Origin of the sequence: Amycolatopsis sp. NPDC101161 (assembly GCF_044768185.1) — a bacterium.
GTDB lineage: Bacteria > Actinomycetota > Actinomycetes > Mycobacteriales > Pseudonocardiaceae > Amycolatopsis.
On record NZ_JBIWPI010000006.1, the window covers coordinates 622,588 to 648,288 of the forward strand.

Annotated in this window: 31 protein-coding genes and 1 pseudogene; 17 read left to right on the forward strand and 15 right to left on the reverse strand. The window is 72.0% G+C overall.

The window, feature by feature from the left end; all coding sequences use genetic code 11:
* Positions 1-4 precede the first annotated feature (4 nt).
* The gene (locus tag ACIRSS_RS41055; RefSeq protein WP_400905015.1) at positions 5-802 is read left to right on the forward strand and encodes an SDR family NAD(P)-dependent oxidoreductase; all 798 of its coding nucleotides are present in this window, start codon (positions 5-7) and stop codon (positions 800-802) included.
* A gap of 188 nt (positions 803-990) precedes the next feature.
* Complete coding sequence (locus tag ACIRSS_RS41060; RefSeq protein WP_400905017.1) at positions 991-2,193, forward strand: LCP family protein; 1,203 nt, start codon at positions 991-993, stop codon at positions 2,191-2,193.
* 4 nt (positions 2,194-2,197) lie between these two features.
* On the opposite strand, the gene ACIRSS_RS41065 is transcribed toward ACIRSS_RS41060, so the two are convergent.
* From ACIRSS_RS41065 to ACIRSS_RS41095, 7 genes and pseudogenes are all read right to left on the reverse strand, one after another.
* Positions 2,198-3,388 (reverse strand): acyl-CoA dehydrogenase family protein, encoded by a 1,191-nt coding sequence (locus ACIRSS_RS41065; RefSeq protein ID WP_400905020.1) that lies wholly within the window; start codon positions 3,386-3,388, stop codon positions 2,198-2,200.
* Position 3,389: 1 nt separating this feature from the next.
* Positions 3,390-4,295, reverse strand: a complete 906-nt coding sequence (locus tag ACIRSS_RS41070; RefSeq protein WP_400905023.1) for a 3-hydroxyacyl-CoA dehydrogenase NAD-binding domain-containing protein — start codon at positions 4,293-4,295, stop codon at positions 3,390-3,392.
* Positions 4,292-5,038 (reverse strand): acetoacetate decarboxylase, encoded by a 747-nt coding sequence (locus ACIRSS_RS41075; RefSeq protein WP_400905025.1) that lies wholly within the window; start codon positions 5,036-5,038, stop codon positions 4,292-4,294. Before ACIRSS_RS41075 ends, ACIRSS_RS41070 begins: the two co-directional genes overlap by 4 nt.
* Positions 5,035-5,777: pseudogene (locus tag ACIRSS_RS41080) on the reverse strand (crotonase/enoyl-CoA hydratase family protein). Before ACIRSS_RS41080 ends, ACIRSS_RS41075 begins: the two are co-directional and overlap by 4 nt.
* Before the next feature lie 13 nt (positions 5,778-5,790).
* Positions 5,791-6,933, reverse strand: a complete 1,143-nt coding sequence (locus ACIRSS_RS41085) for a CaiB/BaiF CoA transferase family protein (protein ID WP_400905028.1) — start codon at positions 6,931-6,933, stop codon at positions 5,791-5,793.
* Positions 6,934-7,050: 117 nt separating this feature from the next.
* Entirely contained in the window at positions 7,051-7,956 is a 906-nt protein-coding gene (locus tag ACIRSS_RS41090; protein WP_400905031.1) for a LysR family transcriptional regulator, read from the reverse strand.
* Positions 7,957-7,965: 9 nt separating this feature from the next.
* A complete protein-coding gene (locus ACIRSS_RS41095; RefSeq protein WP_400905034.1) occupies positions 7,966-8,517 on the reverse strand; it encodes a TetR/AcrR family transcriptional regulator in 552 nt (183 codons plus the stop codon).
* Positions 8,518-8,597: 80 nt separating this feature from the next.
* On the opposite strand from ACIRSS_RS41095, the gene ACIRSS_RS41100 reads away from it, so the two are divergent.
* On the forward strand, positions 8,598-9,011 hold the full coding sequence (locus ACIRSS_RS41100; protein WP_400905037.1) for a nuclear transport factor 2 family protein: 414 nt from the start codon (positions 8,598-8,600) through the stop codon (positions 9,009-9,011).
* On the opposite strand, the gene ACIRSS_RS41105 is transcribed toward ACIRSS_RS41100, so the two are convergent.
* From ACIRSS_RS41105 to ACIRSS_RS41125, 5 genes are all read right to left on the reverse strand, one after another.
* Complete coding sequence (locus ACIRSS_RS41105; RefSeq protein WP_400905041.1) at positions 8,965-10,335, reverse strand: sensor histidine kinase; 1,371 nt, start codon at positions 10,333-10,335, stop codon at positions 8,965-8,967. The genes ACIRSS_RS41100 and ACIRSS_RS41105 overlap by 47 nt on opposite strands.
* Positions 10,332-11,018, reverse strand: a complete 687-nt coding sequence (locus ACIRSS_RS41110) for a response regulator (protein ID WP_400905044.1) — start codon at positions 11,016-11,018, stop codon at positions 10,332-10,334. Before ACIRSS_RS41110 ends, ACIRSS_RS41105 begins: the two co-directional genes overlap by 4 nt.
* 45 nt (positions 11,019-11,063) lie before the next feature.
* The gene (locus ACIRSS_RS41115; protein WP_400905047.1) at positions 11,064-11,252 is read right to left on the reverse strand and encodes a hypothetical protein; all 189 of its coding nucleotides are present in this window, start codon (positions 11,250-11,252) and stop codon (positions 11,064-11,066) included.
* Entirely contained in the window at positions 11,249-11,653 is a 405-nt protein-coding gene (locus ACIRSS_RS41120; RefSeq protein ID WP_400905050.1) for a hypothetical protein, read from the reverse strand. Before ACIRSS_RS41120 ends, ACIRSS_RS41115 begins: the two co-directional genes overlap by 4 nt.
* Before the next feature lie 132 nt (positions 11,654-11,785).
* Positions 11,786-12,319: a TetR/AcrR family transcriptional regulator gene (locus ACIRSS_RS41125; protein WP_400905053.1), complete on the reverse strand. Its 534-nt coding sequence runs from the start codon at positions 12,317-12,319 to the stop codon at positions 11,786-11,788.
* A 23-nt stretch (positions 12,320-12,342) separates the two neighbouring features.
* Here ACIRSS_RS41125 and ACIRSS_RS41130 point away from each other — a divergent pair, with 23 nt between their 5' ends.
* The 6 genes from ACIRSS_RS41130 (at position 12,343) to ACIRSS_RS41155 (ending at position 16,375) form a co-directional block, all read left to right on the forward strand.
* Positions 12,343-12,777, forward strand: coding sequence for an SRPBCC family protein (locus ACIRSS_RS41130; RefSeq protein ID WP_400905055.1), 435 nt, complete (start codon positions 12,343-12,345; stop codon positions 12,775-12,777).
* A gap of 66 nt (positions 12,778-12,843) precedes the next feature.
* Positions 12,844-13,416, forward strand: a complete 573-nt coding sequence (locus ACIRSS_RS41135) for a TetR/AcrR family transcriptional regulator (protein ID WP_400905898.1) — start codon at positions 12,844-12,846, stop codon at positions 13,414-13,416.
* A gap of 37 nt (positions 13,417-13,453) precedes the next feature.
* Positions 13,454-13,825 carry a winged helix-turn-helix transcriptional regulator gene (locus ACIRSS_RS41140; RefSeq protein WP_400905059.1) on the forward strand — a complete coding sequence of 124 codons (372 nt, stop codon included), beginning with the start codon at positions 13,454-13,456 and terminating at the stop codon, positions 13,823-13,825.
* A gap of 42 nt (positions 13,826-13,867) precedes the next feature.
* The gene (locus ACIRSS_RS41145; protein ID WP_400905062.1) at positions 13,868-14,632 is read left to right on the forward strand and encodes an isocitrate lyase/phosphoenolpyruvate mutase family protein; all 765 of its coding nucleotides are present in this window, start codon (positions 13,868-13,870) and stop codon (positions 14,630-14,632) included.
* 32 nt (positions 14,633-14,664) lie between these two features.
* Complete coding sequence (locus tag ACIRSS_RS41150; RefSeq protein ID WP_400905065.1) at positions 14,665-15,666, forward strand: aminotransferase class V-fold PLP-dependent enzyme; 1,002 nt, start codon at positions 14,665-14,667, stop codon at positions 15,664-15,666.
* A gap of 88 nt (positions 15,667-15,754) precedes the next feature.
* Entirely contained in the window at positions 15,755-16,375 is a 621-nt protein-coding gene (locus tag ACIRSS_RS41155; protein ID WP_400905901.1) for a hypothetical protein, read from the forward strand.
* Between the two features lie 40 nt (positions 16,376-16,415).
* On the opposite strand, the gene ACIRSS_RS41160 is transcribed toward ACIRSS_RS41155, so the two are convergent.
* Positions 16,416-17,348, reverse strand: a complete 933-nt coding sequence (locus ACIRSS_RS41160; RefSeq protein WP_400905067.1) for a ferritin-like domain-containing protein — start codon at positions 17,346-17,348, stop codon at positions 16,416-16,418.
* 109 nt (positions 17,349-17,457) lie between these two features.
* On the opposite strand from ACIRSS_RS41160, the gene rimP reads away from it, so the two are divergent.
* The 7 genes from rimP (at position 17,458) to ACIRSS_RS41195 (ending at position 24,171) form a co-directional block, all read left to right on the forward strand.
* Positions 17,458-17,991: a ribosome maturation factor RimP gene (gene rimP, locus ACIRSS_RS41165; protein ID WP_400905070.1), complete on the forward strand. Its 534-nt coding sequence runs from the start codon at positions 17,458-17,460 to the stop codon at positions 17,989-17,991.
* The gene (gene nusA, locus ACIRSS_RS41170) at positions 17,988-19,034 is read left to right on the forward strand and encodes a transcription termination factor NusA (RefSeq protein ID WP_400905073.1); all 1,047 of its coding nucleotides are present in this window, start codon (positions 17,988-17,990) and stop codon (positions 19,032-19,034) included. The genes rimP and nusA overlap by 4 nt, the downstream gene beginning before the upstream one ends.
* A 77-nt stretch (positions 19,035-19,111) precedes the next feature.
* Complete coding sequence (locus tag ACIRSS_RS41175; protein ID WP_364271753.1) at positions 19,112-19,429, forward strand: YlxR family protein; 318 nt, start codon at positions 19,112-19,114, stop codon at positions 19,427-19,429.
* A gap of 77 nt (positions 19,430-19,506) precedes the next feature.
* Positions 19,507-22,500: a translation initiation factor IF-2 gene (gene infB / locus ACIRSS_RS41180; protein ID WP_400905075.1), complete on the forward strand. Its 2,994-nt coding sequence runs from the start codon at positions 19,507-19,509 to the stop codon at positions 22,498-22,500.
* Between the two features lie 70 nt (positions 22,501-22,570).
* Positions 22,571-22,864, forward strand: a complete 294-nt coding sequence (locus tag ACIRSS_RS41185) for a DUF503 domain-containing protein (protein WP_003083991.1) — start codon at positions 22,571-22,573, stop codon at positions 22,862-22,864.
* A 20-nt stretch (positions 22,865-22,884) separates the two neighbouring features.
* On the forward strand, positions 22,885-23,361 hold the full coding sequence (rbfA, locus tag ACIRSS_RS41190) for a 30S ribosome-binding factor RbfA (protein ID WP_400905078.1): 477 nt from the start codon (positions 22,885-22,887) through the stop codon (positions 23,359-23,361).
* A gap of 3 nt (positions 23,362-23,364) precedes the next feature.
* Positions 23,365-24,171: an alpha/beta hydrolase gene (locus ACIRSS_RS41195; RefSeq protein ID WP_400905080.1), complete on the forward strand. Its 807-nt coding sequence runs from the start codon at positions 23,365-23,367 to the stop codon at positions 24,169-24,171.
* Here the strand turns inward: ACIRSS_RS41195 and ACIRSS_RS41200 are convergent.
* Together ACIRSS_RS41200 and ACIRSS_RS41205 are read right to left on the reverse strand one after the other, a co-directional pair.
* The gene (locus ACIRSS_RS41200; RefSeq protein WP_400905083.1) at positions 24,163-24,786 is read right to left on the reverse strand and encodes a class I SAM-dependent DNA methyltransferase; all 624 of its coding nucleotides are present in this window, start codon (positions 24,784-24,786) and stop codon (positions 24,163-24,165) included. The two genes, ACIRSS_RS41195 and ACIRSS_RS41200, sit on opposite strands and share 9 nt — an antisense overlap.
* Positions 24,783-25,325 carry a TetR/AcrR family transcriptional regulator gene (locus ACIRSS_RS41205; protein ID WP_400905086.1) on the reverse strand — a complete coding sequence of 181 codons (543 nt, stop codon included), beginning with the start codon at positions 25,323-25,325 and terminating at the stop codon, positions 24,783-24,785. Before ACIRSS_RS41205 ends, ACIRSS_RS41200 begins: the two co-directional genes overlap by 4 nt.
* 137 nt (positions 25,326-25,462) lie before the next feature.
* Here ACIRSS_RS41205 and ACIRSS_RS41210 point away from each other — a divergent pair, with 137 nt between their 5' ends.
* Entirely contained in the window at positions 25,463-25,690 is a 228-nt protein-coding gene (locus ACIRSS_RS41210) for a hypothetical protein (protein WP_400905089.1), read from the forward strand.
* Positions 25,691-25,701: the final 11 nt, after the last annotated feature.

Consider the following 25,701-nt stretch of genomic DNA (forward strand, 5'->3'; position numbering starts at 1 on the left):
CTCCGTGAGCGGAACGGTGCTGGTACTCGGCGGACGCAGTGAAATCGGCCTGGCCGTGGCGGAACGCCTGGCCGGCGACCACGACAAGGTCGTGCTGGCCGCCCGCCCCGGCGCGGACCTCACCGCCGCCGTCGCGGCCCTCGGGAAAGCCACCACCGTCGCGACCGCCGACTTCGACGCCGACGACCTCGCCGCCCACGGCCCCTTCCTCGAGAAGGTCGCCGCCGAACACGGCCCGCTCGACGTCGTCGTGCTCGCCTTCGGCATCCTCGGCGACCAGGCCCGCGCCGAAGAGGACGCCGCCCACGCCGCCGCCATCGTGCACACCGACTACGTCGCCCAGGTCGGCGTCCTCACCCACGCCGCGAACCTGCTGCGCGCCCAGGGCCACGGCAGCCTCGTCGTGTTCTCCTCGGTCGCCGGGATCCGCGTCCGCCGCGCCAACTACGTCTACGGCTCCGCGAAGGCCGGCCTCGACGGCTTCGCGAGCGGCCTCGCCGACGCCCTCCACAGTGACAACCGGGGCTTCGCCCCGGGCCGGGGGCTCCGCCACCCAGACCCCCGAAAACGCGGTGGCTCGGGCGTCCACCTGCTGCTCGTCCGGCCGGGCTTCGTCATCGGGCGGATGACCGAGGGCATGAGCCCGGCGCCGTTCTCGAGCACGCCGGACCAGGTCGCCGACGCGACCGTCGCCGCGCTGCGGAAGGGGCGCGGGGTCGTCTGGGTGCCCGGGGTGCTCCGTCCGGTCTTCTTCGCGATGCGCCTGCTGCCGCGCGCGGTCTGGCGCCGGATGCCGCGCTGACGCACACTGTGGCCGCGGCCACAGCACTCGCGCGTACGCGTTCCGGCACAGTCCGTCGCGAAACCGGCGGAAAGGCTCGGCCGATCGGCTAGCGTCACAGTTTTTCGACAACTTTCTCAGCTGATTCCCAGCTAACGCGGCGATCCTCGAAGGAGGGGATCCACCAGAGGGAAGCAAGGGGAAGTGTCGTGCTGCTGTCGTCCCGGGGGCGTCGCATCGGCGGGCGGGTCGCGCTCGGCGTCGTGTCGGCGCTCGTGCTCGGCGCCACCGGGTACGCCTGGTCGCAGCTGAGCAAACTGGACCACGGCCTCGTCACCGCCGACGTCATCTCACCGTCCGGCCAGGTCCAGGACGAGGACGCCCTGCCCGGCGAACCGCTCAAGGTCGCCCAGAACATCCTGCTCGTCGGGATCGACGCGCGTACCGACGCGTACGGCAACCCCTTGCCACAGAACGTGCTCGACGCACTGCACGCCGGCGGCGGCGAAGACGGCGGCGACACCACCGACACGATGATCGTCGTGCACATCCCGGCGGGCGGCGCCGCGGCCACCGCGATCTCGGTCCCGCGTGACTCCTATGTGGACATCGCGGGCGGGTACGGCAAGCACAAGATCAACTCCGCTTACAGCCGTGGCAAGAACGCCGCGATGTCCGGTTTGCGCTCCCAGGGCCTTTCCGGCGCGCAGCTGGAGGTGGCGGCGAACGAGGCGGGCGCGAAGACCGCGATCCAGACGATCGAGAAGTTCACCGGCCTGACGATCAACCACTACGCGGCCATCAACCTCGCCGGCTTCGACGCGCTCTCACAGGCCGTCGGCGGCGTCGAGGTCTGCCTCAAGGCGCCGGTGCACGACACCTACTCGGGCGCGGACTTCCCGGCCGGCCCGCAAACGCTTTCCGGCCCGCAGGCGCTCGCGTTCGTGCGCCAGCGCCACGGCCTGGCCAACGGTGACCTCGACCGCATCGCCCGGCAGCAGGCGTTCCTGTCCGGAATGGCCAAGAAGGTGCTGAGCGCGGGCACGTTCACCGACGTGTCGAAGCTGAACGCGCTGGTCACCGCCGTGCAGGGCTCGGTCGTCCTCGACAAGGGCTGGGACGTGCTCAGCTTCGCCCAGCAGCTTCGGGGGATGAGCTCGGGCGCGATCGCGTTCGCCACCATCCCGGTGCAGAGCCTCTCGCTGGCGACGCCGTCGGACGGCGACGCGGTGAAGGTCGACCCGGCGCAGGTCCAGCAGTTCATCCGGACGGCGATCAGCACCCCCGCGGTCCGGGCCTCGGGTGACGACACCGCCGGCGGCGTCAAGCCGGTGGCCGCGACCACTACGAAGACACCGTCACCGGACACCAAGCAGCCGGCGACCAGTACGGCCGCCGGCTGCGTGAACTGAGTGATCAGACGAATGCGGACTGCCCGGTGATCGCCTTGCCGACGATCAGGGTGTTCATCTCGCGCGTGCCCTCGAAGGAGTAGATCGCCTCGGCGTCGGCGAAGAACCGCGCGACGTCGTAGCCGAGCACGATCCCGTTGCCACCGAAGATCTCCCGGCTCCAGGCGACGACCTCGCGCATCCGCGAGGTGACGAACGCCTTGGCCAGCGACGAGTGCTCGTCCTTGAAGATCCCCGCGTCCTGCAGCCGGGCGAGCTGCACGAGCATGCCCCACGACGCGGTGATGTTGCCGAGGCTCTTCACGAGCAGGTCCTGCACCAGCTGGAACCGCGCGATCGGCCGGCCGAACTGCTTGCGCTCCTGGGAGTAGGCCAGCGCGGCCTCGTAGGCACCGATCATCACGCCCAGCGCCTGCCACGCGACGCCGCCGCGGGTGGCGCGCAGGATCTCCGCGACGTCGCGGAAGCCGTTGATGCCCTGCAGCCGGTTCGCCTCCGGGACGCGGACGCCGGTCAGGGTGATCTCGGCGTTCTCGACGATCCGGAACGCGGTCTTGCCCTGGATCTTCTCCGGCACGAAGCCCGGCGTGCCCTTCTCGACGACGAACCCCTTGACGTGGTTGTCGTCGACGTCCCGGGCCCACACCACGACGTAGTCGGCGAAGGTCGCATTGCCGATCCACTTCTTGGCCCCGTCGAGAATCCAGGTGTCACCTTCTCGCTTGGCGGTGGTGCGCATGCCACCGGCCACATCGGACCCGCCGAGCGGCTCGGTCATCGCGAACGCGCCGATCTTGTCCATCGCGGCCATCTCGGGAAGCCAGCGGTCCCGCTGCTCCTGGCTGCCTCCACTGTAGATCGAGTACATCGCGAGTCCGTTGTGGACACCGAAGAACGTCGCCACGGACGCGTCGGTGCGGCTCATCTCCATCGCCATCATGCCGGTGAGCAGGTGGCTGACCGCGGGCTTGTGCTCGCCGTAGCCGTCGTACGGCAGGCCGGCGAGACCGCTCTCGCGGAACATCCCGATGAGCTCCTTCGGGAAGGTGCCCGCTTCCCAGTTGTCGTTCACCAGCGGCTTGACGTCGTTGGTCATGAACTCGCGCGCCTTGACGAGCAGCTTGCGCTCGTCGTCGGGGAGCAGCGCCTCGAAGTCGTAGAAGTCGGCGGTCAGCTTGTCCTTGAGCGGTTCCATGTCAGTTCTCCTCCACTGCGTGCAAAACGGCGAGCTGCTTGCGGTCGCGCGTCTCGGCGAGTTCCGAGTACGTGGAGGAGCCGTAAGCCTGTTCGACGGCTTCGATGAGCCGTTCCTGCTCTTCGGGGCTCTGGCTGGGGTTGCCCAGACCGGCCCACATCTTCTTCATGGACTTGCCGATGTGCTCGGCCATGTGCCGGTAGCCGCCGGGGCCGCCACCGAGGTGCGAGCCGAGGAACGGCCCGACGGTCGCCCAGCGGATCCCGAGCGAGTTCGTGATCACCGCGTCCAGTTCGGCCGGGGTCACCACGCCCTGCTCGACGAGGTAGATGGCCTCGCGGCTCAGCGCGTTCTGCAGCCGGTTGCCGACGAACCCGGGGATCTCCTTGCGCTCCACGACCGGCGTCCGGCCGAGGGAGGTGTAGAACTCGACGGCCCGCTCGACCGACTCGTCGCTCGTGCGCACGCCGGGGACGACCTCGACCAGCGGAATGAGGTGCGGCGGGTTGAACGGGTGTCCGATGAGGACCCGCGTTCCGTCGATCTCTTCGGTGAACGCCGTGGACGGAATGGCGCTCGACGAGCTGAGCAGCAGCGCGTGCTCCGGAGCCTCCTCGACGAGCTGCTTGAAGAGGTCCTTTTTGAACTCGACGTTCTCGGGACCGTTCTCCTGCACCACATCCGCGTCTCGCACGGCTTCGGTGACGTCGGCGGCGATGCTCACCCGGCTCGCCAGGTCCTCGGCGGTGGTGCCGAGGTGCGGGGCGAACTGGGCCAGCGCGCCGGCGACGGCCTCAGTGAGATCCGGGCGGGGGTCGGTGACCCGGACGGTCAGGCCGTGGTGGGCGAACAGCGCCGTCCAGGACAGGCCGATGGTGCCGGCACCGATGACTGCGGCGTTCTTCATGACCGCGCTCCTTCCAGGTAGTCGAAGACCGGCTTGACCGGGGCGAGCGTCAGGTCGGTGAGGATGTGGCTGGCCGAGACGACCTCAAGCACCGGCAGGTCGGCCAGCGGCGCGAGGACGTGCTGGAACAGCTGCAGCCGCGCGGGGCCGGTGTAGGCCTCCTTGACCACGACGTCGGTGATCTCGGTGCGGACCAGCTCCTGGACGCGCGGGGCGCCGTCGTAGCCCGGGATCGTCTTGAGCATGAACGTCGGGACCGTGATCTGGCGCTCGGCCTCGCGGACGTCCAGCTCGTGGTGCTTGTAGCCCATGGTCGCGGTGGCCACCCGCAGCGTCCCGTAGTCCAAAGTGCCCACGAGGACACCGTTGTCGACGTAGAGGTCCGGGCTGCCGACGGTCTTCGGGTACGCGCTCACTTCGCGCCCGGACGCGGTCGCCGGGAAGTTGTCGAGGTACATCGCGTGCAGGTACTCGCCGCGCTCCCCGTCGAAGCTGACCTCGATCGCCTGGCCGGACTCGGTGTACGGGCCGTAGCCGGAGACGTCGCCCATCTTCATGACTTCGAAGCGCACCAACGGTTCTTCGACTCGCAGCGGCTCCGGCACGACGGCGCGCAGGGCGTCGGCGTCGGTGCGGTAGACGATGTTCAGGTACTCGCGGTTGGTGAACCTCGGGACGACCGGCGCGAACGCCGGGGCGGTCAGGGGAGTGGTCACGTGCTGCCGGACTTCTTCGATCTTCATTCGCCTGTCCACTTCGGAGCGCGGCGCTCGGCGAAGGCGGTCATGCCCTCGCGGACGTCGTTCGACTGCATCAGTTTCTTGATTTCTTCGCGCTGCACGGCTTTCGGATCGGCAGCACGCACGATCTTCTTGACGGCGGCGAGCGCGAGCGGCGCGTTCTCCGCCAGCTTCTCGGCCAGCTGCAGCGCGACCGCGGCGGCGTCGCCGCTCGGCGTGACGCGGTTGACCAGGCCCAGGTCCCCGGCGCGGCGGCCGCTGACGGGCTCGCCGGTCAGCAGGAACTCCATCGCCAGGTGGTGCGGGATCCGCTTCGGCAGCCGGATCACGCCGCCGCCCGCGGCGATCAGGCCCCGCTTGACCTCGGGGAGACCGAACTTCGCGTCTTCGGCGGCGACGATCAGGTCGCAGCCCAGCGCCAGTTCGAACCCGCCGCCCATGGCGAACCCCTCGACGGCGGCGATCAAGGGCTTGGTCAGCTCGGCTTCGGTCAGGCCGCCGAACCCGCGTCCCGGGATCTCCGGGGACTCGCCCTTGAGCGCGGCCTTGAGGTCCATGCCGGCGCTGAAGGTGTTCTCGGCGCCGGTCAGGACGCCCGCGCGGAGCGTGGGTCGGCTTCCAGCTCGTCCAGGGCCGCGGCCAGCCCGGCCGCGACGGCGGCGTTGACCGCGTTGCGGGCCTGGGGCCGGTCGATCGTGATCAGCAGGGTGCCGCCGATCCGTTCGGTGCGTACTTCGGTCATGGTCTTGCTTCTCTCAGTTCAGTTCCGCGAGGACTTCGGCGGTGTCCTGGCCGGCCAGCGGGGCCAGGCGGCGGATCGAGCCGGGCGTCGCGGAGAACTTCACCGGGATGCCGACCGTGCGGATGGTGCCCTCGCTCGGGTGCTCGACGGTGTCGAGCAGGTGGCCGTCGCGGACGTACGGGTTCTCGTGCGCCCGGTCCAGTTCGAGCACCGGCGCCATCGGGATGCTGTGCTTCGCGCAGACCTCGGCCCACTCGTCGGTGGTCAGCGCCGGCGCGCACGCGGCGATCTGCTCGGTCAGCCACTCGTTGTCGGCGCGGTCGATGGCCTCGCCGTTGACGCGCGGGTCCTCGGCGAGGTCCGGGCGCTCGGCGGCGGCGAAGAAGTCGCGGAAGTTCTTCGGGTTGTAGGGGATGACGCAGGCGAGGCCGTCCTTGGTGCGGACCGCGGCGTGCCCCTTCGTCATCGACAGCGCGAACCCGGTGGGTCCCTCGGCGGGCTCGTAGGTGTGGCCCGCGAGGTGCTCGACCAGGTTGAACGCGAGCAGCGTGTCGGTCATCGGGATCTCGATCTGCTGGCCCTGGCCGGTCTTGTCGCGGTGGACCAGCGCGGCGAGCACGCTGTAGGCGATGGTCAGCGACGACACCTTGTCGCCGATGATCGTCGGCAGGTAGACCGGCTCGCCCAGCGCCCGGTTGGCGACGTCGACCAGGCCGGAGGACGCCTGCACGGTCTCGTCGTAGGCCGCGTTGCCGGCCTGGGGGGAGTCGCCGCGGAAGCCCTGCGCGTGGGCGTAGACCAGGCGCGGGTTGCGCTGGGCGACGTCGGCGTAGTTCAGGCCGAGCCGGCTCAGCGCGCCGGGGCGCATGTTGGTGATCAGCACGTCGGCGGTGTCGATCAGCTTGAGGGCCTGCTCGCGCTCGGTCTCGTCCTTGAGGTTGAGGGCCACGCTGCGCTTGTTGCGGTTGACGTTCAGGTTCAGCGCGGTCATGCCCGGCGTGGTGCGGTACTGGCCGACGCGGACGGTGTCCGCGGGCGACTCGATCTTGATCACGTCGGCGCCCAGGTCGCCGAGGATCTGGGCCGCGTACGGGCCCATCACCACGGTCGAGAGGTCGATCACGCGCACGCCGTCCAGGGGGCCGGTGCTGTTCATCGCTTCCGTCCTTTCGCGCCTTGCTGTTTCGCTCTACTTACGAACGTAGGCGCGGTCGGCGCGAAAGGGAATGATCATGATACGAACAATGGTGTGACCGCGGCGGTCATACCATTTCTAGGTGGCCAGCGGCTCGGCGAAGACCTCTTTCGCGGCGTCGACGAGCTCACGCAGGTCGCCCTCGGCGCGGTCGCGGCGCCAGAGCAGGCCGGTGTCCAGCTGGGGGCGGAAATCCGTGAAGGGCAGGACGATGACGTTTTCGAGCCGGTAGCCGTGCATCGGGCTCTTCTCGTCGAGCATCGAAATGGAAAAGGCTTCGCCGCTGGAAATGATTTCCGACGTCCCGCCGTAGCCGGTGTTGGTCAATCTGATGCGTTTCTTGACGCCCAGTTCGGCCAATTGGTGGTCGAGCTGGTCGAAATAGGCTGGGGTGATTTCCCCAGGTGAGGCCACGTACGGGAATTCGGCCAGCTCGGCGAGGCTCACCGAGTCCCGCCCGGCGAAGAGATCGGCCGGGACGACCGCGCCGAGCCGTTCCGACATCACCGGCACCTGTTCGAGCGCGGGGTCGTTGACCGGCAGCCGGGCCAGGGTGAGGGCGAGCTTGCCCTCGTGCACGCCCTGGACAAGATCGGCGGTCGTGCCGGGCCAGCGCTTCAGCTCGTAGGTGTCGTGCACGCGCCCGGCGAGCGTGTTGACGAGCTCCCGCAGCTCGGGGTGCACCCCGGCGGGCATGCCGAGGAAGACGGTGCTGCGCCGCGGACGGGTCGCCTCCCGGAGCTTCCAGGGAATGGCCCGGACCTGCTCGAGGACGTCCCGGGCGAGCGGCAGCAGCGCGGTCCCGGCGGCGGTGAGGGTGACGTGGTGGGTGCTGCGGTCGAACAGCTGCTGGCCGAGCTCGTGTTCGAGGTCCTTGATCCGCTGCGAGAGGGGAGAGGCGGCCATGTGCAGCTTCCGCGCGGCGGCGGAGAAGTTCAGTTCCTCGGCGACCGCGACGAAGTAGCGCAGGTGCAGCATCTCCATGCCCCGACCCTACGGCCCGCCCGTGCTCGACACGCCGCGGCGGACCAGGTCCAGGAGCCGGTCGGCGCGGTCCGAGGCGCCGGAGAGCGCGATGCCGGTGGCGAGCAGGAGGAGGTCGAGGGCGTCGGTGTCGGCGGCGACGGCCCCGGCCTCCTTGGCGCGGTCCACCAGGGCCGCGGCCGTCTCGTTCACCGTCGCGTGCCACTGGGCGAACAGCGTCTCGTGGTCGCCGGCCGGGGTGGTCAGCGACAGCGCGAGGTCACGCTTGTCCCGGACGTGCTCGACGAACGCCGCCAGCCACGCGAACAGCTCCGCGCCCGGGTCGGCCGCGTCGAGCCGCGCGTTGCCCGTCAGCGAAGCGACGTCGCTCGCGTACACGGCGATGACCAGCTCACGACGGCTGGGGAAGTGCCGGTACATCGTCGCGTTGCCGATGCCCGCGCGCCGGGCGACGCGGTCGAGCGGGGCGTCCGGGCCGTCCTCGGCGAACACCTCCTTCGCCGCGGCCAGCAGCAGCGCGTGGTTGTCGCGCGCGTCGGATCGGCGGGCTCGTGCGGGCATCGCGCTCCTTGCCAAACGGGGACTTCCCCGGTTAGCGTAGCCGCACACTATCCGGGGAACTCCCCACTTAAGGAGCGAGCATGGACGCCGCCGAAGTTCACCGCCGGCTGGTCGCGCTGACGCCGTTCACGGCCGAGAGCGTCGAGGAAGGCCTGCGCTACATCGATCCGGAGGTCGTCGACCACCGCGGCGGCGCCGGGGGCGACCACCACGGCATCGACGCCTGGCGGGCGAAGTGGGAGGCCATGCTGGACGGCGGGATCTTCGCCGGCTTCCGCGACATCGGCGTGCGGGTCGAGCAGAACGTCGCCGCCGGCGAGTTCTCGGTGAACCGCTACACGAGCACCGGAACGGAGATCTCGACCGGCCGCGGCTACGCCGTGACCAGCATGGACATGATCCGCGTCCGCGACGGCCGGGTGGTCGAGCACTGGGCCCTGATGGACGTCACCGACCGCGCGGCCCAGCTGGCGCCAGGGGGAACGTCATCGTGAACGCCGCCCCGCCCTCCGGCGCCGGGCCCGCGGCCAGCGTCCCGCCCATCCGCGTCACCAGCCCGTGCACCAGGGCCAGCCCGATCCCCGACCCCACCGGCCGCCGGTCCCGGTAGCGCGCGTTCAGCACCCCGCGCTCGAACGCCACCGGGTAGTCCTCCGGCGCCAGCCCCGGCCCGCCGTCGCGGACCGACAGCTGCGCCGAGGACCCGTCGGTGGAAAGCGCGAACACCATGGGCGCGCCCGATGGCGTCACCCGCAGGGCGTTCTCCGCCAGCCCGTCGACCACCTGGCGCAGCCGCCGGGCGTCCGCCGTCACCAGGACCGGAGACGGGGGCGCCGAGACCCGCAGCTCCACGTCCTCCCGCGCGCACCGCAGCTGCCACACCTCCGCGCAGTCGCGGACCAGCGCACCCAGGTCCACCGAGGCCAGATCCAGCCGGAACTCGTCCGCGCCCAGCCGCGCCAGCTCCAGCAGGTCCGTCACCAGCCGTTCCAGCCGCGCGGCCTCGCGCTGGATCGTCTGACCCGCGCGCACGGCGTCGTCCCCCGAGGCGACGCCGTCCGCGATCGCCTCGGCGAAGCCCGTCACCGCCGTCAACGGCGTCCGCAGCTCGTGGGACACCGACAGCAGGAAGTCCCGCTGCCGCGTCTCGCTGACCGCCAGCGCGTCGGCCAGCGAGTTCAGCGAGCCCGCCACCTCCGCCACCTCGCGCGGTCCCTGGACCGGCACCCGGACGTCCCGCCGGCCCGCCCGCAGCGACCCCGCCGCCGCGGCCGCCCGGCGCAGCGGACGGCCCAGCAGCCGGCCCGAGACGAAGCCCGCCAGCGCCGCCACCAGGAGCCCGATCCCCAGCGCCAGCGCGATGCTGCGCACCAGCGCCCGTTGCGTCGCTTCGGCGTTGCGCGCCGGCAGGACCAGCGCGAACGCCGCCCCGCGCGTGCTGACCACCCGCGTCTCGACGAGGTACTGCGTGCCGCCGGCGGTGACGCGTCCCGAGTGGTTCGCCGCGAGGCCGAGCTTGCCCGCGGCCTGCACCGCCACCGCGTCCCCGAGCGCCTGCCCGCCCGCGCGCCGGACCACCACCGAGATGCCCTGCCCGCGGAGGACATCGGCCACCTTGCCCACGCCCAGCCGGTTGCCGATGCCGGTTTCGTCGAGCTGCGTCGCGACCACGTCGGCCTGCGCCGACAGCGACGACTGCAGCACGTTGTCCGCCGTGGTCCGGATCAGCCGGGCCGCGACCAGCCCGGCGACGATCACCGCGACGCCCGCCACCGCCAGGCACACGAGCGTGATCCGCCCGGCCAGCGTCCCCCTCATGCCGGGTCCGCCGCGTAGCCGATGCCGCGGACCGTCCTGATCGGACTGGCCGCGCCGAGTTTCGCCCGCAGCTGCGCCACGTGGACGTCGACCGTGCGCGTGCCCGCCGCCGCGGCGTACCCCCAGACGGCGCTCAGCAGCTGGTCGCGTGAAAGCACCTGCCCCGGGTGCCGGAGCAGGTGCGTGAGGAGGTCGAACTCGGTCGACGTCAGGAAAACCTCGGTGTCGCCGGCCCAAGCGCGGCGGCTCGTGACGTCGACGCGCGTGCCGCCCACGGCGAACGTCTCCGCGGCCGGTGTCGCCCCGGACGCGCGCCGCAGCACCGTCCGGACCCGCGCCGCCAGCTCGCGCGGGCTGAACGGCTTCGTCAGGTAGTCGTCCGCGCCGATCTCCAAGCCCAGCAAGCGGTCCAGCTCGTCGTCGCGGGCGGTGACGAACAGCACCGGCGTCCAGTCCCCGGCCGCGCGCAGCGCCTTGCAGATCTCGATACCGTCCATTCCGGACAGTCCGATGTCGAGCACGACCGCCACCGGCTTGAGCCGCCGGACGGCGTCCAGCGCACGGCCGCCGTCGGCCTCGACGTGCACGCCGAAGCCGTCGCGCTTGAGGTACATCGCCGCCAGCTCGGCGATCGCGGCCTCGTCCTCGACCACGAGGACGAGGCCGCGTCCCGGTGACCCCATGCCTGCTCCCGTCGCCGCCGTCACCAACGGGGAGACGCTAGCCGGTCAGGGTGAGCCATCGCTGTTCATGTCGGATTCGATGCCGTTGAGCGTCGACTCGACCCCGCTCAGCTCGGACGACGCCGGGGAGGTGCCGGAGTCCGGCGAACCGACCAGGTTGTCGCGGCAGGCCGAGCAGCCGAGCGCGATGAGCGCGGCGGCCCCGACCGCCGCCGCGACCCTCGCGCCCCTCACTTGGCCGGCTTGCAGTGCGCGGACGCGAAGGCGTCGAGCTTCTGCTTGGCCGTGGTCAGCTCGCCGATCCGGCCCTGCCGCTTGGTGGCGCGGTCGTCGAGCTTCTTGGCGCGGTCCTCGTGCCCCGCGGCGCGCTGGTCCTGCGCGCGCGCCTTGAGGTTGGCGACCGAGCCGGCCACCTCCGGGCCGCCGTTGATCCGCTTCTCCAGGTTGTCGGCCTTCTTCTGCAGCTTCGGCACCCAGTCCGAGCAGACCTGCTGCGACTCCTCGGGGCTCAGCGTGATCGGCGCGACCGGCGCCGGCGACGTGGTCTGGGCCGAGGCCAGCGGCGCCGCCACCAGCAGGCAGGCCGCGCTCCCGCAGCCCGCCAGCGCCAGCCGCGTCCAGGTGGTTCCTCGCATCGTGTCTCCCTCGTGTCCGTTGCTTACGAGGAGAACTCTCGCGGGGCGGTGTTCGGGGGGCGTCCGTCCCGTGTTCGGGGTTTGTAAGGCCGAGGGCTTCGGATCGGGGTGCGGGGGGTCTGGGTCTCGTTATCACGTGCTCCGCTCGTACATCGCCAGGAACTGCGCCATCGCTGCGTTCACGGCGTCGCGGTCGCCGGTCGTCACGAGGTCGAGCAGCAGGCCGCGCGTCACGGCTAGGCCGAGCCGGGCGTGGGCGGGCCTGTCGGCTTCGGGGACGCCTCGCTCGGCCAGCAGCGCCTCGAGCGGGGCGAGCCAGTCGTCGATGACGCCGTCGAGGAACTCGGCGGTGCCCGGCGTGCCGCCGAGCGCCTGGCCGTAGAGCTGGAAGAAGAGCTTCTCGTTGGCGCGCAGGTCGTCGTCGGTGAGCCGGCGCCAGAAGTCCGCCGGGTCCAGGTCGGCGAGCGCCGCCCGCTGCCGGGCCTCGACCTCCCGCGCCACCGCCGTGAGCAGGCCTTCCTTCGACCCGAAGTGGTAGATCAGCATGCGGTGGCTGGTGCCGAGGTCCGCGGCCAGCGCCCGCAGGCTCTTGCTCGCGCCGCCGTGGTGGGCGATGCGGTCGATCGCCGCGTCGAGGAGCTTCGCGCGCGGGCTTGCGTCGATCATGTACCAAATGGTACACGTACCAAATGGTACAGAAAATCTCGGTCCGCTCGGTGACGGCCGCGGACGCCGACACCGTGTACGCGCTGCTGCGGGACGGCGCGAGCTGGCCCCGCTGGTCGCCGCTGGGGTCGTTCGAACTGGTCCGCGAGGGCAAGGACGAGCCGGAGGGGCTCGGCGCGATCCGGCTGTTCCGGACCGGCGGCATCCGTTCGTACGAGGAGATCGTCGCGCTCGAGCCCGGCCGCCGGTTCGGCTACGCGCTCGACCACGGCCTGCCGCTGCGGGACTACGTCGCCTACGTCGACCTCGCGCCGGTGGACGGCGGCACGGAGATCCACTGGCACTCGTCGTTCACGGCGAAGGTCCCCGGCACCGGCTGGTTCTACCGCCGGTTCCTCACCCGCTTCATCGGGCGGGTCGTGGCGGGGCTGGTCGAGGCCGCGCCGGTGGCCCCATAAAGTAGGCGCATGTCAGCGCCACGACGGGGATCGACCGGCCGCACCCAGGAGGAACGCAGCGCGGCGATGCGCGTCCGGCTGCTCGACGCGACGATCGACTGCCTCGTCGAGTACGGCTACGCGGGCACGACGACGACCCGGGTGGCCGACCGCGCCGGCGTCACGCGCGGCGCGCAGGTGCACCACTTCCCGACGAAGGCCGACCTGGTGACCTCGGCGGTCCGGCACCTCGCGCAGAAGCGCACCGAGGTCGCGATGGCCGAGCTCGACCGGCTCCGCGCGTCCAGCGACCCGGTCGGCGACGCGTTGCAGCTGATGTGGGAGATGCACCAGGGGCCGGTGTTCTCGGCGACGGTCGAGCTGTGGGTCGCGTCCCGCACCGACCCCGAGCTGCGCGGGCAGATGGCGGCGGTCGAGCCGATCGCGACGTCCAGCCTGGTCGAGTTCGGCCGGGCGCTGCTGCCGGACCACGCGGAGCACCACGAGTTCCTGCACGCGGTGTACACGGCGATGGACGTCGTGCGCGGCATCCTGATCGCGAGCTGGGCGACGCGGGACCAAGACGAGCTGGAGGCCCGCTGGGAGCGCGGCCGCCGCCACCTGCGGCTGCTGTTCACGACGCTGATGGCCACTGTCTGAACGGCGTGTTACTCTCCCGGGGAAAGTGAGGTGTGCCGTGGGGCCGGACCCGTACGACCGCAACTGCCCGACCCGCCAGCTGCTCGACCGCATCGGCGACCAGTGGACGGTGCTCATCGTCGGCGCGCTGAAGGACGGCCCGCTGCGGTTCACCGAGATCGGCCACCGGGTGGACGGGATCTCCCAGAAGGTCCTGACGCAGACGCTGCGGAGCCTGGTCCGCGACGGAATCCTGACCCGCACGGCGTACGCGGTGATCCCGCCGAAGGTGGAGTACGAGCTGACGGCCCTGGGCCGCAACTTGTCGGAGCCGCTGGACGTGCTGGACCGCTGGGCCCGCACGCACATGACGGCGGTGCAGGAAGCCCGCGACGCCTACGACGCGGAGCACACCCCCGCCTCGGCGTGAGTTCGGCGGCCGCCGAAGCGTCCCGCTCCTAGATTCGGGGCCATGGACGAATTCCGCGCCCTCCACATCCCCGGTTCCCCGCTCCTGCTGCCGAACGCGTGGGAGTTCGGCATCGGCGCTTTCCTCGCCGCCCAAGGGTTCCGGGCCCTCGGCACCACCAGCCTCGGCGTCTCCGCGGCCACCGGCGAACCCGACGGCGCCCCCTCGACGCGGGACGCCACCGTCGCCCTCACCCGGCGCCTCACCCGGCTGGACGTCCTCGTCAGCGTCGACATCGCCGACGGCTTCAGCGCCGACCCCGCCGCCGTCGCCGATCTCGCCGCGGAACTCGGCGACGCCGGTGCCGTCGGCGTCAACCTCGAAGACGGCCGCGCCGACGGCGGACTCGCCCCGATCGACCACCAGACCGCCCTGATCAAAGCCGTCAAAGACCGCGTGCCGAACCTGTTCCTCAACGCCCGCACCGACACCCACTGGGCCGGCGACCACTCGATGGCGGAAGCCGAAAACCGGGCCAAGGCCTACGCGGACGCCGGCGCCGACGGCCTCTTCGTCCCCGGCCTCGCCGCACCCGCGGACGTCGAACGGATCGCCGGGATCGGCCTCCCGCTCAACCTCTTGTTCCTCCCCGGCAAAGTCACCCTCGCCGGGCTGGCGGAGCTGGGCGTCGCGCGCGTCAGCCTCGGCTCGCTCCCGTACCGCATGGCCCTCCAGGCGGCGGCCGAGACGGCGGCCGCGATCCGCGACGACCGGGACCTGCCGCTGAGCCCGCCGAGCTACGCCGACGTCGTCGCGCTCCTGCCCTAAACGGGTTGCCCCGGTCTGCCAGCCTGAAGACCATGACCGACTTCGCCGTTCCGCCCGGATACCTGAACACGCCCAGCGTCGGCGTCCCGCCGGCCCCGGTGGCGGCGGCGGTCGCCGAGTCCGTCGAACGGTGGCGCGCCGGCGCCACGCGGCCGGGGGAGTTCGACCCGTACGTCGACCGGTCGCGGGCCGGGTTCGCCCGGCTGCTCGGCGTCGAACCCGGGCGGGTCGCGATCGGCGCGTCGGCCTCGCAGCTGGTCGCCAATGTCGCCGCCGCGCTGCCTTCCGGCACCCGCGTGCTCGCCGCCGAAGGGGACTTCACCAGCGTGACGTTCCCCTTCGCGGCCAACCCCGGCGTCACGGTGACCGAGGTGCCCCTCGAGGCACTGCCGGAGCGGGTCGAGGGCCACGACGTCGTCGCGGTGAGCGTCGTCCAGTCCGCCGACGGCCGGCTCGCCGACCTGCCCGCGCTGCGGGCCGCGGCCGAGGCCGCCGGGGCGGCGGTGCTGCTCGACGCCACCCAGGCCGTGGGCTGGCTGCCGCTGGACGTCGCCTGGGCGGACTGGGTGGTCGCGGCCGGGTACAAGTGGCTGCTGTCCCCGCGCGGCTGCGCGTGGCTCTACGTGCGGCCGGACGCGCACGAGCGCACCCGGGCGGTCGCGGCGAACTGGTACGCGGGGGAGGACCCGTGGGCCACGGTCTACGGCCTCCCGCTGCGCCTGGCCGGCGACGCCCGCGCGTTCGACCTCTCGCCGGTCTGGCTCGCCCAGGTCGGCGCGGCCGCCGCGCTCGAGTACCTCGGCGGGCTCGACCTCACGCAGGTCGCGGCGCACAACACCGGCCTCGCCGACCTGCTGCTCGAGAAGCTCGGACTGCCGCCGCGCGGCAGCGCGATCGTGTCGCTCGACGCCGACCCGGAGCGGGTCGCGGCGGCGGGGATCGCCTCGAGCGTCCGGGGCGGCCGGGTGCGCGTCGGCTTCCACCTCTACAACACCGCTGACGACGTCGAACGCGTCTTACGCGCATTCGAGTGAACGCCGCGGAGACGGTGAACTACCGTATGGCCTCGTGGTTGGTGCGCATTTCACCCCAGGCCCGTCCGACACGGCTCCGCTGGGCGCGGTGCCCCCGCAGCCGCGGCCGCCCGCCCCGGGCCCGCCGCCGAGGGACACCAAGGCCCTGGCGCTGCGCGGCGCCGGGCTGGTCGCGATCGCGGTCGTCGCCGGGCTGCTGTGGTACCTGATCCGGCACGACTCGACGCCGGACGAGCCCGTGGCGCAGCCGCCGGCCCAGAACACCGGGCAGTACCAGTTCACCCAGGTCGCCGGGCCGGCGAAGTCCACGGACTGCGCTGCGAAGTCCTACGGCAAGACGCACGACTTCTTCGTGGACAACGCCTGCCAGTCGCTGGTGCGCGCGCTGTACACGACCGAGACGGGCGGGGCGAAGGCGCTGGTGTCGGTGGTGCTGGTCGGGATGCCGGACTCGACGAAGGCGAAGGCGCTCAAGACGCTCACCGAGCAGGACGGCACCGGCAACGTCACGGACCTGGTGAAGGACAAGACGTTCGCCGGCACCGGCACCCCGAGCGTGAGCGGCACGGACGCGGCGTACGCGTCGAAGGTGGACGGCACGAACACGACGATCGTGCTGGCCGACTTCTACGGCAAGCACTCGGACAAGACGCTGCTCGACAGGATCGCGAAAGACGCGCTGCGGCTGTCCGCCGACCTCCCCGGCTGACCCGGTCGCGCGCGGGTGTGCCGCGCACGACCGGGAGGGCTCAGCTCGCCTGGCCGGGCATGGCGATCGCCGTCGGCTTCTCGCCCGCCTCCGAACGCCACGGCGTCCCGCGCCGCGAAGCCGCCACCAGCGCGTGCAGCGCCGTCGTGCGCAGGCCCGCGTCGTCGGTGTGGTTGATGACCGCAAGCCACGCGTTCGCGCAGTCGGCCTCGGCCGTCGCGACCACCAGTGACGCCGACTTCGCGTCCGTCACCGGCTTCTTCGGCACGTACGCCGCTTCCGGCGCCACCGGCGTCGCCCCGGAGGCCGACAGCATCGTCTGCAGCAGATCGCGGCGCACCGCGTGCTCGGCGGCGCCGGCCTTCTCGGCGTCGCCGAAGTCGCCCGGCAGGAACGCGCTGACCAGGCCGTACACCCAGACAGCGGCGTGTTCGGCGGCGAGCGCGGTCTGCAGCGGGTCCACCGCCTCCGCCGGGACGGCACCGGCCGCCGGTGCGGGCGCCGGCGCGTCCTCGCCTGGGCCCAGCGCGGGGGCGGTGCGCTGGAGCGCCGCGCAGCCCGCCGCCACCGCCGCGACCAGGCCGGCCCGGTAGCGCGGCAGGCCGCCGACGAGGTCCTCGGCCTGCTTGCGCGCGGCCGCCAGCCGCTCCTTCAGGTCACTCAGCGCGGCCGGCGCCGGCGGCGTCGCGGACGTCGACGGCTTCGGCCGGTTCAGCCGGTCCACTTCGGACTTCAGCGCGGCCGCGTGGGCCGCGCGCGCGTCGGCGAGCTGGCCGGCGGCGTCGGCGTTCCCGCCCTTGGCCAGCGCCCGCGCGGCGGCGGCGTCCGCCTCGGCGGCGGCCAGCAGGGGCTGCAGGGGGTCGGGGCTCTCGTCGTAGCCGGGCCCGCACGCGGCCAGGGGGACGGCCAGCGCGGCCAGCGCCCCCGCGCGGAGGGCGGCACGACGGGTCAGGTCGGTCGGTCTTCCGGTCACGTCGGCCCATCCTGCCAGGCCCCGGGGCGGCCCCGCCGCTCGCGCGGGGTGAGCGGGGGACCGGATAAGCTGGTCCACCACCGACCCGCGCAACCGAGGAGAGCCCCACGTGCCAGGAGAACTCGCCAGCCGGCTTCAGCCGATAGTGGCCGAAGCCGTCACCGCCGCGGGTTTCGACCTCGACTCGTTCGAGGTGCAGCAGGCCGGCCGGCGGCAGCTGGTCAAGGTCGTCGTCGACGCCGACGACGGTGTCGGGCTGGACGAAGTCGCCGAGGTCAGCCGCAAGGTCTCGGCGGCGCTCGACGAGAACGAGCACGTGCTCGCGAGCGCCTACACGCTCGAGGTCACCTCGCCGGGCCTCGACCGCCCGCTCACCCAGCCGCGGCACTGGCGGCGCGCGCGGTTCCGCCTGGTGAAGATCACCCCGGCCGAGGGCACGGCCTTCATCGGCCGGGTCGGTCACGCGGGCGAAGACTCCGCCCGCGTCCTCGAAGGCGGCAAGCTCCGCGACGTCCGCTACGCCGACGTGGCGAAGGCGGTCGTGGAGATCGAGTTCAAGCAGCCGCCCGCCGAGGACCTGAAACTGCTCGAAGACGACGCGTCCGGCATGATCGCCGCCGAGACGGAGAAGGGGTCGAAGTGAACGTCGACATCGCCGCGCTGCGGGCGATCGAACGGGACAAGGACATCCCCTTCGAAACGGTGATCGAAGCCATCGAGACGGCTTTGCTCACCGCGTACAAGCACACCGAGGGCCACCAGCCGCACGCCCGCATCGACATCGACCGCAAGACGGGCCTGGTGCGCGTGCTCGCGCACACGCTGACCCACGACGGCCAGGTCGACGAGGAGTGGGACGACACCCCCGAGGGCTTCGGCCGGATCGCCGCCACCACCGCGCGCCAGGTCATCCTGCAGCGGCTGCGCGACGCCGAGCACGAGAAGACCTTCGGCGAGTTCTCCACCAAGGAGGGCGAGATCGTCGCCGGGGTGATCCAGCGCGACGCCCGCGCCAACGCCCGCGGCATGGTCGTGGTCCAGGTGGGGGACACCGAGGGCGTCCTGCCGTCCGCCGAGCAGGTGGCGGGGGAGTCCTACGAGCACGGCAGCCGGATCAAGGCGTACGTGGTCACCGTCTCGCGCGGCAACCGCGGCCCGCAGATCACGCTCTCGCGCTCGCACCCGAACCTGGTGCGCAAGCTCTTCGCGCTCGAGGTGCCCGAGATCGCCGACGGGACCGTCGAGATCGCCGCCGTCGCGCGCGAGCCCGGGCACCGCACGAAGATCGCGGTCAAGTCCACCGTGCCGGGCGTCAACGCCAAGGGCGCGTGCATCGGCCCGGTCGGCGCGCGCGTGCGGAACGTGATGAGCGAGCTGGCCGGCGAGAAGATCGACATCATCGACTACTCCGAGGATCCGGCCCGGTTCGTGGGGAATGCCCTGTCGCCGGCGAAGGTTGTTTCGGTACGAGTCGTGGACGAGCGGGCGAAGACCGCCCGCGTCGTGGTGCCGGACTTCCAGCTGTCGCTGGCGATCGGCAAGGAGGGCCAGAACGCCCGCCTCGCCGCCCGCCTGACCGGCTGGCGGATCGACATCCGCAGCGACGCCGCGCCCGCGGACGACGAGGGTGATCAAGACCACGCCAGTCCGTCGCGGCCCGCCGCGACAACCGGTTCGGCTGAGTGAAGGTCGAAGCGCTAGACTCAGGAGTGGTTCAACGCCCGCGGCGGGTAGCCGAGCACCAGCCCCACCGGAATTCCCCGGTGCGGACTTGTGTCGGCTGCAAGCGGCGGGCATTGATCGGTGAGCTGCTGCGCGTGGTCGCGGTGGCCGGGCGGGTGGTCGTCGACGAACGTCGGCGGCTGCCGGGCCGGGGGGCTTGGCTGCACCCCGACCCGGACTGCCTGGCCAAGGCCGAACGGCGGCGAGCCTTCCCGAGAGCCTTGCGGGCTCCCGGGGCGCTCGACGCCCGCGAGGTCCGCGAGCACGTCGGGCGCACCACCCCGCACCACGAACCCGGGACGTCCCCGGGGTCGCGAGGAATCAAGGAAGCAGGTCGACCCGTCATGAGTCAGCCGTGAAGCTGAAGCCATGAGCGTCAGACAATAAGGACGAGGTCAGCGGATCCCCGCCTGGCCTCCCCTAGATGAGGAGAGTTGTGCCAGGCAAGGCCCGCGTACACGAGCTCGCGAAAGAGCTCGGCATCACCAGCAAGGACGTTCTCGCGAAGTTGAAGGAACAGGGCGAGTTCGTCAAGTCCGCGTCGTCCACGGTCGAGGCGCCCGTCGCCCGCCGTCTCCGCGACGCGTATGCGCCGAAGGGCGCGAAGAAGCCCACCCCCGGTCCGTCGGCGCGCCCCGGCCCGCCGGCCGCGAAGCCCGGCGCGCCCGCCGCCCCGAAGCCCCCCGCACCTGCCCAGCAGGCGCCGGCGGCCCAGGCGGCTCCCGCACCGGCCGCTCCGGCTCAGGCCGCACCCCAGCAGCAGGCGCCCGCGGCGTCGAAGCCGGCCACCCCGGGGCAGCGCCCCGGCCCCCGGCCCGGCCCGCGCCAGCAGCCCGCCGCTCCGGCACCCCAGGAGCAGGTCCCGGCCGCCAAAGCCGAGGCTCCGGCGGCGCCCAAGCAGGACACCCCGGCCGCGCCCGCGCAGGGCACCGGCTCGGTCGTCCCGCCGAAGCCGCAGGGCCCCAAGCCCGGCGGTCCCAAGCCCGGTCCGCGCACCCCGCGGGTCGGCAACAACCCGTTCGGCGTCGGTTCCGGCGCCCCGCCGCGCCCGCAGGCCCCGCGCCCCGGTGGCGGTCAGGGCGGCGACAACCGCCCGCCGCGTCCCGGTGGCGGTCAAGGCGGCGGTGACCGTCCGGCCCCGCGGCCCGGCGGCGGCGCCGGTGGCAACCGGCCGAGCCCGGGCAACATGCCCCCGCGGCCGAACCCCGGCATGATGCCGGGCCGCACGCAGCGTCCCGCCGGTCCCGGTGGCGGCGCCCGCGGTGGTCCCGGCGGCGGTGCCCGTGGCGGTCCCGGTGGCGGCGCTCGTGGCGGCCCCGGTGGCGGTGGCGGCGGTTTCCGCGGCGGTCCCGGTGGCGGTGGCGGCGGCGGTGGCTTCCGCGGCGGCCCCGGTGGCGGCGGCGGTGGCGGCGGTTTCCGTCCCGGTGGCGGCACAGGTGCCCCGGCCGGTGGCGGCGGTTTCCGCGGCGGCGGCGGTGGCCGTGGCGGCCCCGGTGGCCGTGGCGGCACGGCGGGTGCCTTCGGGCGTCCCGGTGGTCCCTCGCGCAAGGGCCGCAAGTCGAAGCGGCAGAAGCGCCAGGAGTACATGGACAACATGCAGGCGCCCAGCGTCGGCGGCGTCCGCCTGCCCAAGGGGCAGGGCGAGACGATCCGGCTGCCGCGGGGTGCTTCGCTGACCGACTTCGCCGAGAAGATCGACGCCAACCCGGCTTCGCTGGTGCAGGTGCTCTTCCACCTCGGCGAGATGGTCACCGCGACGCAGTCCGTGTCGGACGACATCCTCGAGCTGCTCGGCGGCGAAATGAACTACACGGTTCAGGTCGTCAGCCCCGAGGAAGAAGACCGCGAGCTGCTGGAGACCTTCGACATCACCTACGGCGACGACGCGGGTGGCGAAGAGGATCTGCAGGTCCGGCCGCCGGTCGTGACCATCATGGGTCACGTCGACCACGGTAAGACCCGCCTGCTCGACACGATCCGGAAGACGAAGGTCCGCGAGAGCGAGGCCGGCGGCATCACGCAGCACATCGGTGCGTACCAGATCGAGACCGAGCTCGAGGGCAACCCGCGGCTGATCACCTTCATCGACACCCCGGGTCACGAGGCGTTCACCGCCATGCGTGCCCGTGGTGCGAACTCGACCGACATCGCGGTGATCGTGGTGGCGGCCGACGACGGTGTGATGCCGCAGACGGTCGAGGCGATCAACCACGCGCAGGCCGCCAAGGCCCCGATCGTGGTCGCGATCAACAAGATCGACAAGGAAGGCGCGAACCCGGACAAGATCCGGCAGCAGCTGACCGAGTACGGCCTGGTCGCCGAGGAGTACGGCGGCGACACGATGTTCGTCGAGATCTCCGCGCGGCAGAACATCAACATCGACGGCCTGCTCGAGGCGATCCTGCTGACCGCCGACGCCGCTCTGGACCTCCGGGCCAACCCGGACATGGAGGCCCAGGGTGTCGCGATCGAGGCGCACCTCGACCGCGGCCGCGGCCCGGTGGCCACCGTCCTGGTCCAGCGCGGCACGCTGCGCGTCGGTGACTCGGTCGTGGCGGGTGACGCCTACGGCCGCGTCCGCCGGATGGTCGACGAGCACAACGTCGACGTCACCGAGGCGCTGCCGTCGCGTCCCGTCCAGGTCATCGGGTTCACCTCGGTGCCGGGTGCGGGCGACACCTTCCTGGTGGTCGACGAGGACCGCGTCGCCCGGCAGATCGCCGAGCGCCGCGCCGCTCGTACGCGCAACGCGCTCAACGCGTCGCGCCGCAAGCGGGTCAGCCTCGAGGACCTCGACTCCGCCTTGAAGGAGACGAACAGCCTCAACCTGATCATCAAGGGTGACAACTCGGGTACGGTCGAGGCCCTCGAAGCCTCGCTGCTCCAGCTGGACGTCGGCGACGAGGTCGAGCTGAACGTGGTCCACCGCGGTGTCGGTGGCGTGACCGAGTCGGACATCGACCTGGCGACCGCGTCCGACGCGATCGTCCTCGGGTTCAACGTCCGCGCCCAGGGCAAGGCGACCGAGCGGGCCACCCGCGAGGGCGTCGACGTCCGGTACTACACGGTCATCTACCAGGCGATCGACGAGATCGAGCAGGCCCTCAAGGGCATGCTCAAGCCGGAGTACGAAGAGGTCGAGCTGGGCCGCGCGGAGGTCCGCGAGGTCTTCAAGTCCTCCAAGATCGGCACGATCGCGGGTTGCCTGGTCATGTCCGGCGAGATCCGGCGCAACGCCCGGGCCCGTCTGCTCCGCGACGGCACCGTCGTGGCGGAGAACCTGCCGGTCAGCTCGCTGCGGCGGTTCAAGGACGACGTGGTCGAGGTCCGCGAGGGCTACGAGTGCGGTCTGACGCTCGGTTCGTACGGCGACATCAAGGTCGGCGACCTGATCGAGACGTACGAGCAGCGCGAGAAGCCCCGCGCGTAAGGACGATCGACACCGGGTGTGCGTTTCCGCGCACACCCGGTGTCTCCCTACTACACCACCAAAACTGCCTATGTTCGTCGGAGCTCTCGAGCTCGACATCCTGCTCGGCGACGTCCATTCGCTGAAGCAGAAGCGATCCGTGGTCCGTCCGGTGCTGGCCGAGGTGCGCAAGCGCTTCGCCGTGTCGGTGGCCGAAGCCGGGCACACCGACCTGCACCGCCGGACCCTCATCGGGGTGGCTGTGGTCGCCGAAGGTGGCGAGCACGTCCGGGACGTGCTCGACTCGTGTGAGCGGTACGTGGCGAGCCGGCCGGAGTTCGAACTGCTCTCCGCCCGCCGCCGGCTGCTCGGTCCAGACGATTGAACCCTTTCTAGGAGAACGACATGGCTGATCCGGCTCGGGCTCGCAAGCTCGCGAAGCGGATCTCGCAGATCGTGGCGTCCGCGATCGAGCACGAGGTCAAGGACCCCCGGCTGGACTACGTGACCATCACGGACACGAAGGTCACCGGCGACCTGCACGACGCCACGGTGTACTACACGGTGCTGGGCGAGAAGCTGGACTCCGTCCCGGACTTCGCCGGTGCGGCGGCCGCCCTCGAATCGGCGCGCGGCGTGCTGCGCACGAAGGTCGGCCAGGGCACCGGAGTCCGCTACACGCCGACGCTGACGTTCGTCGCGGACACCATCCCCGAGGAGTCGAAGCGGATCGAGGACCTCCTCGCGAAGGCCCGCGAGGCCGACGCGGAGGTCGCGCGCCGCGCGACCGGCGCCCAGCACGCGGGCGACGTCGACCCGTACAAGGCACCGCGCGAAGACACCGAAGACGACGAGCTCGCGGAGGAGGAGAGCCGGGGCTGACCCGTGCTCTCCCGCCGCGGCCTGCTCGCCGGCAGTGCGTTGACGCTGCTGGCGGGCTGCTCGTCGCCCGAGCCGGCGCCAAGTCCGTCCCCGACCCGTCCTTCTGCGACGCGTGACCCGGTGACGGTGCAGCGCATGCGCTCCGCCGCCCGCGGCACGGACGTCGACCTGGTCCTGATCACACCCGAAGGCGTCCCGTCCTCGGGTCTGCCGGTGTGCCTGGCGTTGCACGGCCGAGGCGCCCGCGCGCGGACGTTCCTCGACTTGGGCGTCCCGGAGGCGTTGACGCAGGTCGTGCGCGCGGGCACCCCACCCTTCGCGGTGGCCGCCCTCGACGGCGACCACTACTGGGTCGACGTGGGTGGGAAAGACGACCCGCAGCGCATGCTGACCGACGAAGTCCCGGCCTGGCTGACGGCCCACGATCTCCGTCCGGCATCGGCGGTGTTCGGCATTTCCATGGGCGGCTTCGGAGCATTGCGCTTCGCCCGCACGCACCCGGACGTGAAGGCGGTCGCGACGGCGAGCGCGGCCCTGTTCGCCAGTTGGCCGGACGCGCGGTCCCGCGGGGTGTTCGCGGACGAAGCCAACTGGCGAGCGGAAGAACCGTTGCTGCACACGGGAGAATTGCGCCCGGCCGCGCTAGGCCTGTGGTGCGGCGAGTCGGACCCGTTCCTGGGCGCGAATCGCCGGCTGGCAAAGGCGGTTTCGCCCGCGGTGGCAAGGTTTTCCCCGGGCGGCCACAAGGAGGAGTACTGGCGCGGGATCCTGCCGGACGTCCTGAAGTTCGTGGGACAGCGGCTAAGCTGACGCGCGCGCGAAGAGAATCGCTTGCGGCGTCCGGGCTTCCGGATCCAGGAGCCATTCCGCTTCCACGGTGAACCCGGCTTTCCGCACCCGCCGGGCCAGCCACCACGGCTGCCGGAGGTGGATGTGGACCCGCATCGGGTGCCCGCCGTAGCCCTGGGTCTTCAGCCGGGTTCCCGCGCCGACGTGGTAGCCGATCATCAGCAGGCCGTCCGGCCGCAGGACCCGGCGGAAGTGCTCCAGCGTCACCGGCACCGAATCGTCCGGGATGTGGATCAGCGACCAGGACGCCAGCACGCCCGCCACGGACGCGGCGGGCAGCGCGAGGTCTGTCATCGATCCCACCTCGAACCGCAGTTCGGGGTGCGACCGGCGAGCCAGGTCGATCATCCCCGGCGACAGGTCGATGCCGGACGCGTCGACCCCCAGCGAAGCCAGGTACGCCGTGAAGTGCCCCGGGCCGCAGCCGACGTCCACCACCGGCCCGTCGGCCTGCGTGGCGAACAGCGTCAGCGCCGCCTTGAGGTACGGCTGCTTCTCGAGCGAGTCCGACACCCACTCGGCGTAGCTCGCCGCCACTGTGTCGTACGACGTGCGGGTGTCCGCGAGCCAGGTCATCGCGCGCGCAGCCCGTCGAGGACCATGCCGAGCGCGCGGCGCCAGTCCGGGGTCGCCGTCGCCGCGGCGAACACGATCGCCAGGTCTTCCGCGCGGAAGTCCGTCCGCAACGCGCCGGCGTCCTGGGCGCGCGAGATGATCCGGTTCATCCGGGACCCGTTGGCCTGCTTGGCTTTCTCCAGTCCCGACGCGGGGTCGAACGCCCGCGAGCACACTTCGGTGAAGCCGCGGTCGGACACCTGCATCAGCACCGACCGTTCGAGGAAGAGCACGAAACCGTCCCAGGGGTCGTCGCACGCGAGGGCTTCTTCGGTGACGGCCCGCGCTTCTTCCAGCGTCGGCAGGAACGCGGCCTCGACCAGGTCGGCCCGGGTCGGGAACCGGTTGTAGAGCGTGCCGATCGCGACTTCGGCGCGGCGCGCGATCTCGTCGAGCGGGGCGTCGACCCCCTTGGCGCCGAACACCTCCCGCGCGGCCGCCACCAGCGCCTCCCGGTTGCGCCGGGCGTCCGCGCGCAGGGGGCGTTGCTCGACGGTCACGCTCCGCAGTATAGCCGCGCAGGTTGCCTCCTGATCGGAACCTCACAGTGCCCACGGCCCGCGCCCGCCGGGAGCACAATGGGGGACAGCGGGGGCAATCCCCCGCATCGAGGCGGCCACCGAGGGAGGTCGGCACCGTGCACTCCGATCTCTCCCCGGCCGGGCGCACCGGAGTCCTCCTGGTCGGCACCCGCGGGCAGCGGGGCCCCGGGGAGGTGCTGATCAGGATCAGGGGCGGCCTGGAAACCTTCCTTGCCTGGTCCGACACGGAGCTGCCGAAGGGCACGACCGTCCTGGTCGTGGAAACCCGGGGCCGGCGCACGGTCGACGTCGTGGCGTGGGACGCCTCGGAACCCACTCTCTAGTGTGCGAAGAA

Bases quoted from the DNA above. Each gene is read 5' to 3' on its own strand.
- ACIRSS_RS41085 (WP_400905028.1), bottom strand. From the start codon at position 6,933: ATGAACAGCACCGGCCCCCTGGACGGCGTGCGCGTGATCGACCTCTCG.
- ACIRSS_RS41070 (WP_400905023.1), bottom strand. From the start codon at position 4,295: ATGAAGAACGCCGCAGTCATCGGTGCCGGCACCATCGGCCTGTCCTGG.
- ACIRSS_RS41120 (WP_400905050.1), bottom strand. From the start codon at position 11,653: ATGCGAGGAACCACCTGGACGCGGCTGGCGCTGGCGGGCTGCGGGAGC.
- ACIRSS_RS41135 (WP_400905898.1), top strand. From the start codon at position 12,844: ATGCGCGTCCGGCTGCTCGACGCGACGATCGACTGCCTCGTCGAGTAC.
- ACIRSS_RS41065 (WP_400905020.1), bottom strand. From the start codon at position 3,388: ATGGAACCGCTCAAGGACAAGCTGACCGCCGACTTCTACGACTTCGAG.
- rbfA (WP_400905078.1), top strand. From the start codon at position 22,885: ATGGCTGATCCGGCTCGGGCTCGCAAGCTCGCGAAGCGGATCTCGCAG.
- ACIRSS_RS41090 (WP_400905031.1), bottom strand. From the start codon at position 7,956: ATGGAGATGCTGCACCTGCGCTACTTCGTCGCGGTCGCCGAGGAACTG.
- ACIRSS_RS41100 (WP_400905037.1), top strand. From the start codon at position 8,598: ATGGACGCCGCCGAAGTTCACCGCCGGCTGGTCGCGCTGACGCCGTTC.
- ACIRSS_RS41125 (WP_400905053.1), bottom strand. From the start codon at position 12,319: ATGATCGACGCAAGCCCGCGCGCGAAGCTCCTCGACGCGGCGATCGAC.
- ACIRSS_RS41075 (WP_400905025.1), bottom strand. From the start codon at position 5,038: ATGAAGATCGAAGAAGTCCGGCAGCACGTGACCACTCCCCTGACCGCC.
- ACIRSS_RS41150 (WP_400905065.1), top strand. From the start codon at position 14,665: ATGACCGACTTCGCCGTTCCGCCCGGATACCTGAACACGCCCAGCGTC.
- ACIRSS_RS41105 (WP_400905041.1), bottom strand. From the start codon at position 10,335: ATGAGGGGGACGCTGGCCGGGCGGATCACGCTCGTGTGCCTGGCGGTG.
- ACIRSS_RS41110 (WP_400905044.1), bottom strand. From the start codon at position 11,018: ATGGGGTCACCGGGACGCGGCCTCGTCCTCGTGGTCGAGGACGAGGCC.
- ACIRSS_RS41200 (WP_400905083.1), bottom strand. From the start codon at position 24,786: ATGACCTGGCTCGCGGACACCCGCACGTCGTACGACACAGTGGCGGCG.
- ACIRSS_RS41185 (WP_003083991.1), top strand. From the start codon at position 22,571: ATGTTCGTCGGAGCTCTCGAGCTCGACATCCTGCTCGGCGACGTCCAT.
- ACIRSS_RS41145 (WP_400905062.1), top strand. From the start codon at position 13,868: ATGGACGAATTCCGCGCCCTCCACATCCCCGGTTCCCCGCTCCTGCTG.
- ACIRSS_RS41095 (WP_400905034.1), bottom strand. From the start codon at position 8,517: ATGCCCGCACGAGCCCGCCGATCCGACGCGCGCGACAACCACGCGCTG.
- ACIRSS_RS41130 (WP_400905055.1), top strand. From the start codon at position 12,343: ATGGTACAGAAAATCTCGGTCCGCTCGGTGACGGCCGCGGACGCCGAC.